Source organism: Pedobacter sp. PLR (assembly GCF_026239675.1).
GTDB lineage: Bacteria > Bacteroidota > Bacteroidia > Sphingobacteriales > Sphingobacteriaceae > Pedobacter.
Map to the genome: position 1 here is coordinate 116248 of NZ_JAPIVQ010000009.1, position 14997 is coordinate 131244.

Annotated in this window: 14 protein-coding genes; 8 read left to right on the forward strand and 6 right to left on the reverse strand. The window is 42.1% G+C overall.

What is annotated here, in order from left to right:
• Nucleotides 1-45: 45 nt before the first annotated feature.
• Entirely contained in the window at nucleotides 46-1053 is a 1008-nt protein-coding gene (locus OQX61_RS20910) for a DUF6515 family protein (RefSeq protein WP_265843760.1), read from the reverse strand.
• A 152-nt stretch (nucleotides 1054-1205) separates the two neighbouring features.
• Here OQX61_RS20910 and OQX61_RS20915 point away from each other — a divergent pair, with 152 nt between their 5' ends.
• The 3 genes from OQX61_RS20915 (at nucleotide 1206) to OQX61_RS20925 (ending at nucleotide 5682) form a co-directional block, all read left to right on the forward strand.
• Nucleotides 1206-2948, forward strand: coding sequence for an ABC transporter ATP-binding protein (locus OQX61_RS20915; protein ID WP_265843761.1), 1743 nt, complete (start codon nucleotides 1206-1208; stop codon nucleotides 2946-2948).
• Between the two features lie 19 nt (nucleotides 2949-2967).
• Complete coding sequence (locus OQX61_RS20920) at nucleotides 2968-4566, forward strand: Na+/H+ antiporter (RefSeq protein WP_265843762.1); 1599 nt, start codon at nucleotides 2968-2970, stop codon at nucleotides 4564-4566.
• Between the two features lie 618 nt (nucleotides 4567-5184).
• The gene (locus tag OQX61_RS20925; RefSeq protein WP_265843763.1) at nucleotides 5185-5682 is read left to right on the forward strand and encodes a YMGG-like glycine zipper-containing protein; all 498 of its coding nucleotides are present in this window, start codon (nucleotides 5185-5187) and stop codon (nucleotides 5680-5682) included.
• A gap of 133 nt (nucleotides 5683-5815) precedes the next feature.
• On the opposite strand, the gene OQX61_RS20930 is transcribed toward OQX61_RS20925, so the two are convergent.
• The gene (locus OQX61_RS20930; protein WP_265843764.1) at nucleotides 5816-6652 is read right to left on the reverse strand and encodes an aminoglycoside phosphotransferase family protein; all 837 of its coding nucleotides are present in this window, start codon (nucleotides 6650-6652) and stop codon (nucleotides 5816-5818) included.
• Nucleotides 6653-6764: 112 nt separating this feature from the next.
• Nucleotides 6765-7625, reverse strand: coding sequence for an NAD(P)-dependent oxidoreductase (locus tag OQX61_RS20935; RefSeq protein WP_265843765.1), 861 nt, complete (start codon nucleotides 7623-7625; stop codon nucleotides 6765-6767).
• Between the two features lie 5 nt (nucleotides 7626-7630).
• Here OQX61_RS20935 and OQX61_RS20940 point away from each other — a divergent pair, with 5 nt between their 5' ends.
• Complete coding sequence (locus OQX61_RS20940; RefSeq protein ID WP_265843766.1) at nucleotides 7631-7945, forward strand: hypothetical protein; 315 nt, start codon at nucleotides 7631-7633, stop codon at nucleotides 7943-7945.
• A gap of 46 nt (nucleotides 7946-7991) precedes the next feature.
• Here the strand turns inward: OQX61_RS20940 and OQX61_RS20945 are convergent, their stop codons facing one another.
• On the reverse strand, nucleotides 7992-8420 hold the full coding sequence (locus tag OQX61_RS20945) for a VOC family protein (RefSeq protein WP_265843767.1): 429 nt from the start codon (nucleotides 8418-8420) through the stop codon (nucleotides 7992-7994).
• A gap of 250 nt (nucleotides 8421-8670) precedes the next feature.
• Between OQX61_RS20945 and hmpA the strand changes: the two genes are divergently transcribed.
• Nucleotides 8671-9897, forward strand: coding sequence for an NO-inducible flavohemoprotein (gene hmpA / locus OQX61_RS20950; RefSeq protein ID WP_265843768.1), 1227 nt, complete (start codon nucleotides 8671-8673; stop codon nucleotides 9895-9897).
• A gap of 10 nt (nucleotides 9898-9907) precedes the next feature.
• Nucleotides 9908-10360: an Rrf2 family transcriptional regulator gene (locus OQX61_RS20955; protein ID WP_265843769.1), complete on the forward strand. Its 453-nt coding sequence runs from the start codon at nucleotides 9908-9910 to the stop codon at nucleotides 10358-10360.
• Nucleotides 10361-10382: 22 nt separating this feature from the next.
• On the opposite strand, the gene msrA is transcribed toward OQX61_RS20955, so the two are convergent.
• Nucleotides 10383-10874: a peptide-methionine (S)-S-oxide reductase MsrA gene (msrA, locus tag OQX61_RS20960; protein WP_265843770.1), complete on the reverse strand. Its 492-nt coding sequence runs from the start codon at nucleotides 10872-10874 to the stop codon at nucleotides 10383-10385.
• 181 nt (nucleotides 10875-11055) lie between these two features.
• Between msrA and OQX61_RS20965 the strand changes: the two genes are divergently transcribed.
• On the forward strand, nucleotides 11056-11556 hold the full coding sequence (locus tag OQX61_RS20965) for a GNAT family N-acetyltransferase (protein ID WP_265843771.1): 501 nt from the start codon (nucleotides 11056-11058) through the stop codon (nucleotides 11554-11556).
• A gap of 13 nt (nucleotides 11557-11569) precedes the next feature.
• The gene (locus OQX61_RS20970) at nucleotides 11570-13474 is read left to right on the forward strand and encodes an AAA domain-containing protein (RefSeq protein ID WP_265843772.1); all 1905 of its coding nucleotides are present in this window, start codon (nucleotides 11570-11572) and stop codon (nucleotides 13472-13474) included.
• Here the strand turns inward: OQX61_RS20970 and OQX61_RS20975 are convergent.
• A complete protein-coding gene (locus tag OQX61_RS20975; protein ID WP_265843773.1) occupies nucleotides 13471-14970 on the reverse strand; it encodes an acetyl-CoA hydrolase/transferase family protein in 1500 nt (499 codons plus the stop codon). The two genes, OQX61_RS20970 and OQX61_RS20975, sit on opposite strands and share 4 nt — an antisense overlap.
• Nucleotides 14971-14997: the final 27 nt, after the last annotated feature.

Consider the following 14997-nt stretch of genomic DNA (forward strand, 5'->3'; position numbering starts at 1 on the left):
AAAAGGGGCTCAACTTTTCTATTGTATAATGGATTGTTTTATTCTTTATTCTTCGATTTCTAAGGGCTCATTATCCAATCCGATCACTTTATAGGTGACTTTATTACCGTCTATTAGTTTTTCATAATAAACGCCATCCGGACTTACATAATATGTTGCTCCTTTGATCAGTATTTCTCTGGAATCCTCAGGCAGTTGATCTACAATATCCCCAATCTGAGCAGCAGGATTCACATACACTGTTTTTCCATCGGTATTCAAAACACCATCTTTACCAGCTACTACGTAGACCTGTTTTCCGTCTGCATTTTGAGCAGTTGAATAATAAACACCTTTACTTTCGTAATAGGTCTGTCCATTGATCACTACTTCTTTTGCATCCGTAGGAAGCGTAGGAACTTCTGCACCTACTGGTGGTACAACCACTTTATATTCTTTTTCGTATTGTTTGTAAAACAATCCATCAGAGAAATAAAAACGGTCAGAACCATAGTAAACCGGGTAATAACCAAAAGGCAAGACGTTTATACTTAAGCCAATATACGGCCTGTAATAGTTGTAATAACTATAGTGAGGTCTGTAATATGGCCTGTAATGAGGCCTATAACCTGGTCTGTAATTCGGCCTGTAGTTTGGACGGTAATTACTTCCAGGTCTGTTTGGTCTGTAATTTGGCCTGTAGTTATTATTTGGTTTGTTGCCAACAGATGGCCTGTCAGCTATTGATGGTCTGTTATTTATTGAAGGCCTATCACCTGCTGACGGTCTGTTTCCTGTTGAAGGCGTACCTATAGATGGTCTGTTACCAGTGGAAGGTGTGCCTACTGAAGGCCTGTTGCCTGTAGAAGGTGCGCCAACGGAAGGTCTGGTAGAAGGCCTGTTTATTGATGGTCTGGAACCACCAGTTGAGGGTCTGCTGACTGATGGTCTGCCACCGCCTCCACCACCTGACGGCCGCTCGCCTCTTTGGGCAGAAACATCTGTTGCTGTGATTCCGCTTGTTAATAAAACGGCTCCTGCAACGACGAACGATTTAAACCATGAACTTTTCATATATTTTCAATTTTTAACAGTTGGACTAAATAACCGTAAAAAGGATTATTCCAACTACAAAGAAACGAAAAAGCTGACCTACAAATGATAAAACTGCTTTATTTTTAGTATTTTGAAGCTATCACAACCTTTTATCATAGAACCTCTTAGCCATGCCGATCCTTTGGAAATATTTTAAAGAACAAAAATGGTGGGTGCTTTTAGCGCTTTTCCTTGCGGCGATTGCACAGTTACTAAGTCTTACTGACCCCATTATTTTTGGAAAGATCATAGACGAATATGCCGGAAACCCTGGTAACAAAAGTCAGGATGAATTGGTAAAAGGGGTTTTGTACTGGCTGAGTATTGCAGTAGCAGTTGCGATTGCGGCAAGAGTTGCGAAAGCTTTTCAGGAGTATTATACCCGGCTGGCCGTACAACAGTTTGGGATGCAGATCTTCAATGACGGCATCCGGCAGACCTTACGCCTCTCCTTCCAGGAATTTGAGGAAAGTCATAGCGGCGAAACCTTGTCTATTCTTCAAAAAGTGAAGACCGATACCGAGCGTTTTGTCAATTCTTTCATTAATATTCTCTTTTCTTCATTTGTGGGTATGGGCTTTCTAATTTGGTATTCCATTACCAAGAACTGGATGCTGGTACCGGTATTTGTTGTCGGGATTCTGGTACTGGGCTCGCTCACCGGATTATTGAGTAAGAAAATCAAAATGGTACAGCGTTCTATCAATAGAGAAACCAATAAGATGGCGGGTGTGATTACCGAATCACTTAGAAATATAGAGCTGGTGAAAAGTCTGGGGCTAACCTTTCCTGAAATCCGCAGGTTAAAATTACAGACCAAAAAGATCTACGATCTGGAAATGACGAAAACCAGACGGGTTCGGACACTTTCCTTCTTACAGGGGACCACGCTCAATGTGCTCAAACAATCAATTCTGTTCATTTTGCTCTGGCTGATCTTTCGCAATAAGTTGAGCACCGGTGAGCTGATTACCATGCAATTCATTTCGACTTCTATTTTCGGCCCTTTACAAGATCTTGGCAGTATCATTCTCAGCTATCGGGAAGTTGAAGCTTCCGTTCATAGTTTTGATCAATTGATGCGTAAACCGGTAGAGCGCAAACCGGATTCGCCCAGACAAACTGGCCCTTTGCAAAACCTTTCTTTTGATCAGGTCGTTTTTCGTCATAAAACGGCGCAGACGAATGCGATTGACGACATTTCTTTTCATGTCAATACCGGAGAAACGATTGCCTTTGTTGGCCCTTCCGGATCTGGCAAATCTACGCTGGTTAAACTATTGGTGGGCTTATACAGACCAGTTTCCGGAGCCATCCTGTTTAACAATATCCCCTCAACAGAGATCCGTTACAATGAACTCCGGCGACAAATCGGCTTTGTCACACAGGATACCCAACTTTTTGCGGGTACCATTAAAGAGAACCTTTTGTTTGTCAAAGGAGATGCGACAGAAGAAGAGTTGCTATTGGCGCTGGATAAAGCCTCCTGCACGAACCTCCTGGCAAAATCTGAAAAAGGAATGGATACCTTACTGGGAGAAGGCGGATTGAAACTCTCCGGAGGAGAAAAGCAAAGAATTTCTATTGCACGGGCGTTATTGAGAAACCCAAGGTTACTCATTTTCGACGAGGCCACTTCCGCCCTGGATTCCTTAACCGAGGAAGAGATTACGTCTACCATACGCGACCTTTCCATGAGCAGGGAACGGATTACCGTGGTCATTGCCCATCGCTTGTCGACTATTATGCATGCCGATGTGATCTATGTTCTGGAGAAAGGAAAGATCTCTGAGGCGGGTTCTCATGCCGAACTGCTGGAGCAGAAAGGATTATATTATGCCATGTGGCGACAACAAGTTGGGGAAAGAAAGTGATATTTTTCTATTTTTGTCCATGATACACGCCAATTTACTGCTGATCCTCGCCTTGTTCTTTGCAATGGCACTCCTTTATTTATTAAGTCAACGATGGAAAATCTCCTATCCTATTTTCCTCGTTATCGGAGGATTGGGTATCAGTTTTATCCCTGGAATTCCTGCAATAAGTATTGACCCTGATATTGTATTCCTTATATTTTTGCCGCCACTGTTGTTTGAAGCCGCATGGTATACTTCATGGAACGATTTCTGGAAATGGAAAAGATCCATCTTATTGTTAGGTTTTGGATTGGTGCTGATCACTTCCCTGGCCATCGCTTACTTTTCCGTTAGCATCATTCCCGGCTTTACACTTGCCTTAGGCTTTTTATTAGGAGGCATCATCTCTCCTCCGGATGCAGTAGCAGCCACTTCTGTATTAAAGGGTGTGAATATGCCAAAAAGAGGTTTAACCATGTTAGAAGGTGAAAGTCTGGTCAACGATGCGGCCTCCCTAACCGTATTCAGATTTGCCCTCGCTTCTATCCTGACTGGCCAGTTTGTTTTTCAAAAAGCGGCAACAGACTTTCTTGTGCTGGCCGTAATGGGTGTATTTGTAGGTCTTGCCATCGCGCACGTATTGTATCTTGTGCTGAGGTATTGGGCAAAATCATCGAGCATCACCACTCCAATCACTTTAATCGCACCTTATCTGATGTATATTGTAGCGGAGGAATTCCACTGGTCAGGCGTATTAGCCGTAGTTAGTGGTGGTTTGTTTCTCTCTTTCCGCTCCAACGATTTCCTGAATTATCATACGAGAATACAAACCAAGGAAGTATGGGCAACTGTAGGTTTTCTTTTGAACGGTTTTGTTTTCATTCTGATCGGTTTGGAATTACCGGTAATTGTAGCAGCATTAGATGGCTACTCGATTAAAGAAGCTATCCATTATGGATTGATCATCAGTGGAATTGTGATCGTTGCCAGGATCATTCTGGTCTATGTGGTTACTTACCTACCTAGACTCCTGAGTCCCAAAATCCGCAAATCGGAGAAAAGCCCGGGATTAAAACTTCCATTTATCATTGGTTGGGCAGGAATGCGTGGGGTTGTTTCTTTGGCTTCCGCTTTAGCGATTCCTTTAACTTTAGACAATGGCGAGGCTTTTCCTCATCGAAACCTGATCTTGTTTATCACTTTCATCGTGATTTTGGTGACATTGGTATTTCAGGGGCTTACCCTTCCTATCTTCCTCAGGTTATTAAAAGTGGAGGAGACCGATGATCATGTTCCTTTTGAACAACAAAAAGAAGCAATCAGATTACAGCTGGCAAAAGAATCTGTCACCTTCCTGAACAGTAAGTACAATCAGGAAATGAAAGAATTTGAGACTATTGCGAGAATCAAGGAACAACTGGAACGCAGTATCAATGCGACGGAACAGACTTTGACCGAGCAAAGAGAACAGGTCGCTTCTGTAAGAAAACTATACGGTAAAATCATGCTGGATTTGATCACGATGAGAAGAATTGAGCTGAATAAATTACGCGCAACAAAGCAGTATGATGATGAGGTAATCCGTGACCTGGAAAGCAGCCTGGATTTAGAAGAAGCTCGTTTGTATAAACAGTAAACTCCGGTTTTATAAATATTCAGTAATAAGGGTTGTCTTGTATAAGGATCAACCCTTATTTTGTATCAGGAATTTCCATTTCCAACCTCGTTTTAAGAATGCGCATACTGTTGCCAGTGTTAATCTGGCTGTGTTGACAACAATCCTTCCGCCTGGATTATTGTTTAGACTACGAAGATCTATCAAAAGAAAACACAAAGAACCTGCGAATGGTATTGAAATCCTGGCTTTAGTTTTCGCTTTACAGTGGATAGCAGTACTTATCTATTGGGGAATGATGCCCATGCTTTTATGGAATTAAGCGCATAATAAGTTTGGCAGAAACAGCGTTATCATTCGTGCCAGCTGCCAAAAGGGGGGCTAATTAAGACAAATAGACCTAAAAACAGGGCTTTTTATAGGAAAGCAAACATCAGTTACATTCAAATTGTTTAAATTAATTTCATTTTATCAAGCCGCTAAATTTTAGTTTGACAATCAATGATTTATACGCAATGCGTAGGTTAAAAGCGACATTTATTCGTAACATTTTAGCTACTTTATCTTGAGTTTTACCCGAAAAACAAAGAGTTTGGCATCATTTTTACAGGTTACCAGATGTAAACAATATTCAAAATTATGAAAAAGATATTTTCAGTAGCGGCATTAGCGATTTTATTATCTGCATGTTCAAATAATGCCAAAGAAGAAGCGATGATCAAACAACAAGCGATTGTTGCTGTAAAAGATAGTCTGAGATTGGATAGTTTCAAAAGAGCTGACGCAGTTGAAAAAGAAAGAATTGCTCAGGTAAAAGAGGAAGAAATCAAAACTGCACGTATAAGAGAAGAAAAAAGAACACTTCTTTTAGCTGAGCGTAATGATGCTGCCGAAAGAAGGTCTAATTCTTCGTCATCTTCATCTAATACAGTAGCTACCCCTGCTAAGAAAAAAGGATGGAGCCAGGCTGCTAAAGGTGCCGCAATTGGTGCTGGTGCCGGAGCTATCGGTGGTATTCTGGTAGACAAAAACAATGCTAGAGGTGCCATTATCGGTGGTGTTGTTGGTGCAGGAACCGGATATGTGATTGGTAGAGGTCAGGATAGAAAATCAGGTAGAGTACAGCCTAAAAACTAATACTTAACCATTAAGGATATAAGAATTACCAGGTTGTACTTAGGTAATCTGAAAAAGGAAGGTCGCGTAAGCTCCCTTCCTTTTTTTGTTGGTGTTTAGCTAAACTATAGCGCTAATTCCCGTATCTCATTCTTTAACAGCCGTCCAACTCCGACAAAGCAATTTCAAGAAGCATCAGTTTTTGATCAATTCGCATGGCATCTTCCAACATCCAGGATGCAGAAAGTCCGGACCAGGCAATGATCCATTGTAAAAGTCGTTTAGGATCCAGGTTCGCCGCTTTAGAAACTACCTTTACTTGCTGAGCCAATCGACCCTGTTGAATAGCAATAGTCATTTCAGGATTACAAAACAGATTGGCATAATCAAATCCACGTTCTCCATAAAGCGCTTTCGGATCTATAGCCAGCCAACCTAAATCACCTCCATCTAATATATTTCCATGATGAATATCTCCATGTAAAACCACCTCATCTATTGGATCTTTTAAAAGGAACCTGGCGATCTCAGCACATTGGCTAAAAACTCCACCAAGTTGATCACCGGCAAAAAAAAGAGATTTAAACCATTCTGGTAAAGGAATGAGGGCTAACGTTGGTAAAACTACTGCCTCGTGTAGCTTAGCTACAACCCCACAAATGATCCTGCTGGCTTCATCATCTGCACCATCCAACACCATTTTCCCTAAAGAACGCTGGCCAGATGCTCTTTCCATCAGTAAGGCATCCCTGGAATGTTGTAAAACCCTTACCGCGCCATTCCCAGCCCAATGTACCATCAAAAAGGAAGCCCGACGTTCTTCCTCCGCTATTGGGATTTTGAGCATTGCGGGAATCCCCTCATAAAGTACAGGTTGCAACAAACTGGAATTTGTCGAAAAAGCGTCCCCATCCTCTTGCAAATTCCAGCTTTGCCGATAATAATCAAGCTGAACTTTGCCTGAGGATAATTCATTGCTGTTTCTAGTCATCTTGCGTTGTTCTATTCATGTATTCCCTACCTATGCAGGAAACAATTCTGCTTTGCTCTAATGCTATTGTGTCCGTTAATTTTTCATATTACGACATCTGGCTGCAATAAAACTATTTTTTAGCCAGTGATTTGATCACCGCCATTACATCTTCTTCACCAAAGCCTTCTTGTTGTGCCTGCTGAAAACTATTGAATAAAGGATCAATTAACGGAGCCTCTAAACCTGCTTCTTTAGCCAGTCTAAGATCTTTAACCAGATGTTTCAATGCGAAAGCAGCAGGATATTCCTCATTTAAGATCGATGGTGTTTTAAGTTTTGTGATGCCATTTCCACAGGCGCCTTCATTAATAATGGTCAGCATATCACTTTTGCTAACTCCATTTTTTTCGGCAAAAAGTACCGTTTCTGCAAGTCCCTGTAAGTTTAGTCCCAGCAGATAATTGATGGCCAGTTTAGCAGAACTGCCTACTCCTGCCCCTCCAACATGGATAGACAGCTTTCCTAAAGCTTCAAAAGCAGGTTTTGCTTTTTCGTAGGCTTTGGTAGCTCCACCAACAAGGATGATCAACGTACCATCTTGTGCAGGCTTTACACTGCCGGATACCGGTGCTTCCAGAAAATCTATGCCAGCCTTTTCGCAGGCTTCAGACAAATATCTCGAAGTATCCGGTGAAACCGTACTCATATCAATGATCATTTTACCTTCAGCAGCTTTGGTTAATAAACCTTGATCTCCTTCAAAAACTGCTTTCACTGCCTGGTCATCGGCCAACATCGTAAAGACGATATCGCAGGTTTCCAGTAATGATTGCGGATTTAAAGCATTTGTAGCGCCATTGGCGATCAATTCTTCTTCTTTTTGTTTGGTACGGTTAAAAACGACCACTTCAAACCCAGCCTTTAGTAAATTCTTTACCATTGGGGTGCCCATATTTCCAAGACCTATCCAGCCTAATTTCAATCTATTCATGAGGTATGCTTGCTATAATTCAATGGCCTAAATTAAGCAATTCAGCGATGCTGCCCAACATCATAAGCAAAGACATCTTATTTATCAGCCTGGCCATAAATGATAAAAAGGAATTACAACGATTTTTAAGTAAAACAAAATTCGATTACGCTACCGTTCCAGGGCAGGAAGCGTATATGCGCGATCAGCTTAATGTAGAGGCTTATCCTACCCATTTCCTGATTAACAAAGAAGGAAAGCTAGTATATAGCTCAGAAGAGGTTGAGCAGATCGCGAGGCGATTAGAAAAAGAAATTGCTTTTAGTAATGGATTAAAATAACAAATAGCGCCTTTTCATGTTTAAAGACGCTATTTGTTGTTGAGTTCTATTTTTGATTATAATCAAAATTCACCATCCATTGAATACCAAATTTATCAGTCAGCATTCCAAAATAGGCTCCCCAAAAAGCTTTTTCTAATGGCATCACTACATTCGCTCCCGGAGAAAGCCCGGCAAAAAGACGCTCAGCTTCCGCTTCGCTATCTGCATTGATGCTAATCGAAAAATTATCTCCTACATTGAGCTTCTGACCCATCGCCGGAAGTACATCAGTACCCATCAGGACGTTTCCACTGCCAATCGGAAACGCAATGTGCATGATCTTTTCTTTATCTTCTGCAGACATATTATCTCCGTGAGGAGTGTCTTTAAAACGCTGAATCATCGCAAACTCTCCGCCGAACACAGATTTATAAAAGTTGAATGCTTCTTCCGTATTTCCAAGGAAGTTTAAATAAGGATTAATGGTGGCCATGGTTATGTTTTTAGGGTTTTATTAGTGCTGGTTAAATACAGCACCTAATATATTCAGTTAATTCTACAATTCAAATTTAAACGTTTCAGAGGTTCGCATCGATGCTGTACCGGACAATAACAGGGGGTAATTACGACAAAATTTTTCGTTGCCCCTATTATCAGTAAAATGTAATATCCTGAAAAAAGCTTCTCATTATTAGTCTCTCAGTTTTAAAGTTGTATTTTTGATGCAACTTTAAAAAACCACTATGCTTAGTACAACAGAAATAGGCTTGATCAAGGCCACAGTCCCAATTTTAAGAGAACACGGTTTATTATTAACGCAACATTTTTATAAAAGAATGTTCCAACATAACCCGGAATTAAGGAATACCTTCAACATGGGGAATCAGCAAAACGGAACGCAGCAAACTGCATTGGCACTTGCCGTTCTTGCTTATGCGGAGAATATTGAAAATCCAGGCGTACTCCTACCCGTGCTTCAGAGAATCGGTGACAAACATACCAGTTTACAAATCACCGCTGAACAATACGATATCGTAGGAAAACACTTACTGGCTTCCATCGGGGAAGTTCTTGGTGATGCAGCAACACCTGATTTGATTACCGCCTGGGCTAAAGCCTATGCTCAACTGGCCGACTTAATGATCAATCTTGAAAAATCAATATACCTACAAAAAGCGGCTGCCAAAGGCGCATGGACAGGCTGGAGAAAATTCATTATTGATAAAAAAGTACCTGAATCTGATGAAATTACCTCCTTTTATTTACGTCCGGAAGATGGATTAGAAGTAACGGAACATCAACCAGGTCAATATTTAAGCATTAAAGTATTTGTGACTGCCTTAGGAATTTACCAGCCTCGTCAGTATAGCATCTCTTCTGCACCAAATTCTGCCTATTACCGCATTTCAGTAAAAAGAGAACCTGGTAATGAGCAGAAAGAAAGTGGAACGGTCTCTAACTACCTACATGATCAGCTTGAGGAAGGTGCTGTAATTGAAGCAACTACTCCTGCCGGAGATTTTGTATTGAACACCACGCAAACTACGCCATTAGTGCTTTTAAGCGGCGGTGTAGGCCAAACACCATTCGTTTCTATTCTGGATTTCCTGACTAAATCAGATCAGCAGCGCCAGGTGAAATGGGCACATGCTTGTCGCTCGGAAAGCGTTCATGCCTTCCGCGAACAGATCAATGCATGGCAGGCAGAACACGATTGGTTTGAACATATTGTTTTCTATGAAAACATGGAACCTGCTTCAAAGGAGAGTCCGTTGTCAAAAGATAGTCGCGCAGGGCGATTGGATGTTGCTGAAATCAGCGAAATGCTCCTGATACCGGAAGCAGAATACTATCTTTGCGGCCCCAAACCTTTTATTGAAAAAACAATGAACGACCTGTCTGCTTTAGGCGTAGATCGTAAGAAGTTATTCTTTGAAGAATTTGGCCCACAAACGATTCAAATGAATTAATTGCTATAAAATGAAACTGAACCAATTTACCGATTATGGATTGAGAATCCTGATGTATATGAGTTGCAAGCCAGCACACCTGCCGGCAACGACCATTACTGAGCTGGCAGACCAGTTCGGAATCTCCAGAAATCACCTGGTTAAAGTGGTTCAGTTTCTTTCCAATCAAAACATTATTGATGCCCAAAGAGGCAGAGGAGGCGGTTTACGCCTGTTCGACTCGGCGGAAACGTACAGGATTGGCAAGCTGGTTCGCCTGCTGGAACAAGATGAAGAACTGATCAATTGCGAAAGCCCGCTGTGTATCCTTGCCGGAAACTGCGGACTAAAAGGTATATTGAATGGGGCTCAAAATGCGTTGTACCAATACCTGGATCAATATACCCTGGTTGATATCAGCAAACCTTCGGTCAGCAAAACACTGCAAGCCCTATTCAATAATCCCCCTGATCAAAAGATATAATCAGTATTGGCTTAATTTCTAACTAACTTAACTTCCAGTCAGGACGCTCAAAATGGCAGGTGTAACCATAAGGCACCTTTTGCAAATAATCCTGATGATCCACTTCTGCAATCCAGAAATCAGTTTCAGGAACAATTTCCGTTACAAATTTCCCCGGCCATTTGCCAGAAGCTTCCAGTTCTGCGATTAAAGCTTTTGCCGTTTCCTGCTGTACTTCATCCACAAAAAAGATTGCTGAACGGTAAGAGGTACCGATATCGTTTCCTTGTCTGTTTTTGGTTGTAGGATCGTGAATCTGAAAGAAATACTCCAAAAGACCACGGTATGTTAATATAGTCGGATCAAATACAATCTCTATTCCTTCGGCATGCGTTCCATGATTTTGGTAAGTTGCATTGGGAACATCGCCTCCGGTATATCCTACTACCGTAGAAATCACACCTGGCTGGTGGCGAAACAATTCTTCTACACCCCAAAAGCAACCGCCTGCGAGAATGGCTTTTTCAGTATTCATATAGTTTTCTTTTTAATGGGATAAAGGTATCAAATTTTTCAGCCACCCGATTCAACCATTGTTAACCTTCTATCATTTTTGAACGATTAGTTGTTAAGATAATTCTTTCTAAATACATTTATAAGCTTTCGTGATTTTTTAACGCTAACAGCTCTGTACAAGGAGCGACATATTAGAACCTATGCTTAACATTTATACTGCCACAGCAAATGATTTCCAGGTGATCCAGAAGATCGCCAATCGAACATGGCCAGCTACATTTGGTGCCATCTTATCCCCTCAGCAGATCAGCTATATGCTTGAAATGATGTACAGCACAGCTGCTTTAACAGAACAGGTAGCTCAAAAAGGCCATCATTTCTTACTGGTAAAGGATGCAACGAATTACTTAGGATATGCCTCTTATGAACTGAACTATAAAGGTTTACCGAAAACAAAAATCCACAAAATCTATTTACTTCCTGAAGCTCAGGGCAAAGGTGTTGGTAAATTACTGATGAAAACCATCTCAGAAATTGCCAAAGACAACAAGAATACCGCCTTGTCCCTGAACGTAAACCGCGACAATTCAGCATTCCAGTTTTACAAAAACATAGGCTTTGAACTAGTCGGAGAAGAGAATATCGACATTGGCGATGGCTTCTTAATGGAAGATTATATCATGGAAAAACAATTAGCATAACCCCCTATCCCTTTTGGAATATTTCAAAAAACTCCTTGAGTTATTAAAGATTGAACGCGAAGAAGACTTAAGGTCTTACTTAAAATTAACAGAATCTTCTTCTGTAACTACCCGTAGAGCAAACGGATTATCCTGGTATCCAATAGCCATCAGAGGTTCAGAAATGAGCCGTGGTGATTATTTAACTGTAGAGGTAGAACGCACTACGCATCAGGACCTTTCGCACCAGCTTCGCTTTGGCGCTTCGGCGGTATTGTTCTCGAATCATGACCCTAAAGATCGTGTGGAAGGCACCATTACCCATCAAAGTGGCAACCGCTTAAAGATCACTTTAAAGACGGACGAATTGCCGGACTGGACCCGTGACGGCAAGCTGGGTATAGATGTATTGTTCGACAATAACAGCTATGATGAAATGCAAAATGCCCTGAAACAGGCTTCTTCGGGATTAGAAAAATCAGAAGACAGCCGGTTGATCAGAATACTGACCGGTCAGGCCAGTCCCACTTTTTCTAATCAGGCACCTCATTATACCATTCCAAAATTAAATCCCGTACAACAACAGGCAGTAGATAAGATTCTTGCTGCACAGGAACTGGCCATTGTTCATGGTCCTCCCGGAACAGGAAAGACAACTACCCTGGTACAGGCTATAAAAGCATTAATCAAACAAGATCACCAACAGATCCTTGTTGTAGCGCCCAGCAATACCGCTGTAGACTTACTTACAGAAAAGCTGGATGAAGAAGGTTTAAACGTATTGCGTGTTGGAAATCCGGCAAGGGTATCAGAAAAACTATTGTCCTTAACATTAGATGGAAAGCTGTCGGAGCACGACAGTATGAAACAAATCCGCGCATTAAAGAAACAGGCCAATGAGTATAAAAATATGGCCCATAAATACAAGCGGAATTTCGGCCGTGCGGAAAAAGAACAGCGCAAAGCACTCTTTGATGAGGCACATAAAATCATGAAGGAAGTGGGCAATACCGAGCAATACATGATCGATGATCTGCTTGGTAAAGCGCAGGTGGTGACCGCTACACTCGTTGGCGCCAACCATTATACCATTCGTGGACTTAAATTCCATACCGTAGTAATTGATGAAGCCGGACAAGCTTTAGAGCCTGCCTGCTGGATTCCTATCCTGAAAGCACAGAAAGTCATCTTTGCCGGTGACCATTGTCAGCTATCTCCAACGATAAAGTCCAACGAAGCCGCAAGAGCTGGCCTAAGCACTACTTTATTAGAGAAAACTACCGCTTTACACCCGGAAGCAGTGACGCTTTTAGAAGAGCAATACCGAATGAATGAAACCATCATGAGTTATTCATCTAAGGTGTTTTATGAAAACAAATTGAAAGCACATGATTCTGTGGCGAAACACGTGTTGTTTTTAGAAGAAGCGCCATTGGCATTTGTAGATACAGCGGGTTGTGGCTTTGAAGAGAAATCTGAAGGCACCAGCACCACTAATCCGGAGGAAGCGGCCTTCTTGTTCAAGCACCTTACGCAACTCGTTACCACACTCGGCAGTCATTATACACCAGAGCATTTCCCTACCATCGCAGTGATCTCGCCTTATAAACAGCAGATTTTACTAATGAAGGAATTGATGCTGCATTCGCCGGAACTGATGGTCTATGCAGACAAAATTACGGTGAATACTATTGATAGTTTTCAGGGACAAGAACGCGATATGGTCTATATCAGCATGACCAGAAGTAATAATGAAGGCAGTATCGGCTTCCTCTCGGATATCCGAAGGATGAATGTAGCCATGACCAGAGCCCGAAAAAAACTCGTGGTTATCGGCGACAGTGCGACCTTATCCCGCCTTCCATTTTACGCAGATTTCATCGGCTATGCCGAAGAAGTTAATGCTTACCAAAGCGCATGGGAGTTTGCAGATCTTTAATCTGCAAACTTCTTCATCGTACCATTTTCACGTAGACGGCCATACCAGGAGAATGCCTCTTCTAACAGATGAGGTGTTTGTCCGCCGCGCACACAGGCCCTTTCATAATAATCCAGCAACTCTGCGCTGTAATCCGGATGGGCACAGTTTTCTATCACCACTTTAGCACGTTGTCTGGGCGCCAAACCCCGTAAATCTGCCAATCCCTGCTCCGTTACAATCACATCCACATCATGCTCCGTATGGTCAACATGGGAAACCATAGGAACAATCCGTGAGATGGTATCTGCTTTGGCAGAAGATTGCGTCACAAAAATACTCAGGTAAGCATTACGGGCGAAATCGCCGGAGCCCCCTATTCCATTCATCATATTCGTTCCGGCCACATGGGTGGAGTTCACGTTACCATAGATGTCACATTCCAATGCCGTGTTGATGGTAATGATCCCAAGGCGACGAATCACCTCTCCGGCATTGCTGATTTCCTGCGGACGCAGGACTATCTTGTCCTTATATTGTTCAAAATTATTGAATATCTTTTCATAGTATTCTTCTGAAACCGTGATCGATGATCCGGAAGCAAAAGTCATTTTCCCGGAGTCCAGTAAGTCGAAGGTACTGTCTTGCAAAACTTCAGAATACATGGTCAGGTTTTCAAAGTCGCCATCCATAAATCCATGAAGTACTGCATTGGCTACCTTGCCAATACCCGCTTGTAAGGGAAGTAATGATTTAGTCAGATTTCCTTTCTCTACCTCTGCTGAAAAGAAGCGCACAAGATGTTTGGCGATTGCTTTAGTTGCCTCATCCGGAGGAGCAATTTCCGCCGGACTATCGGTTTTATTGGTGATCACCACTCCTACAATCTTTTTAGGATCTATGTAAATAGAAGCACGACCTACACGATCTGCAACTGATACAATCGGGATCTCGCAACGGTTCGGATACTCTCCCGCAGAAAAGATATCATGCAAGCCGCAAACAGAAAAAGGAACGGCCATATTGACCTCAATAATGACCTGATCTGCCAGTGCAGCAAAAGAGGCCGAATTGCCTACAGATGTGGTCGGTATGATACTTCCGTCGGCTTCAATCCGCGTTGCTTCCAACACTGCAATATCAATTTCAGGAAAATGATTTGATTTCAAAAGCGTTACTGTTTCCCCCAAATGCTGGTCGATAAACAAGACTTCTCCTTTGTTAATTGCCTTTCGCAAAATAGGATCTACCTGGAAAGGAAAGCGTAAAGAAAGCGCATCTGCTTCGGCCAAAGCCCCATCGGTACCATGCCCCAGAGAAGCACCCGTCATTAATGTGATTTTAAGGGGCTCTGTCTTTGCGCGTTCTGCAAGTGCAGCTAATACGGCTTTACTGTCGCCGGCCTTGGTGAATCCACTGGAAGCCACCACCATCTTATCTTTAAAGAGCTGTGCGGCCTCTTCTGAGGTCATTATTCTGGAAATTAATTCCTCCCTCAGTATTCTATCTGCGTACATACATTTGGTTTAAAACACAAATCTATC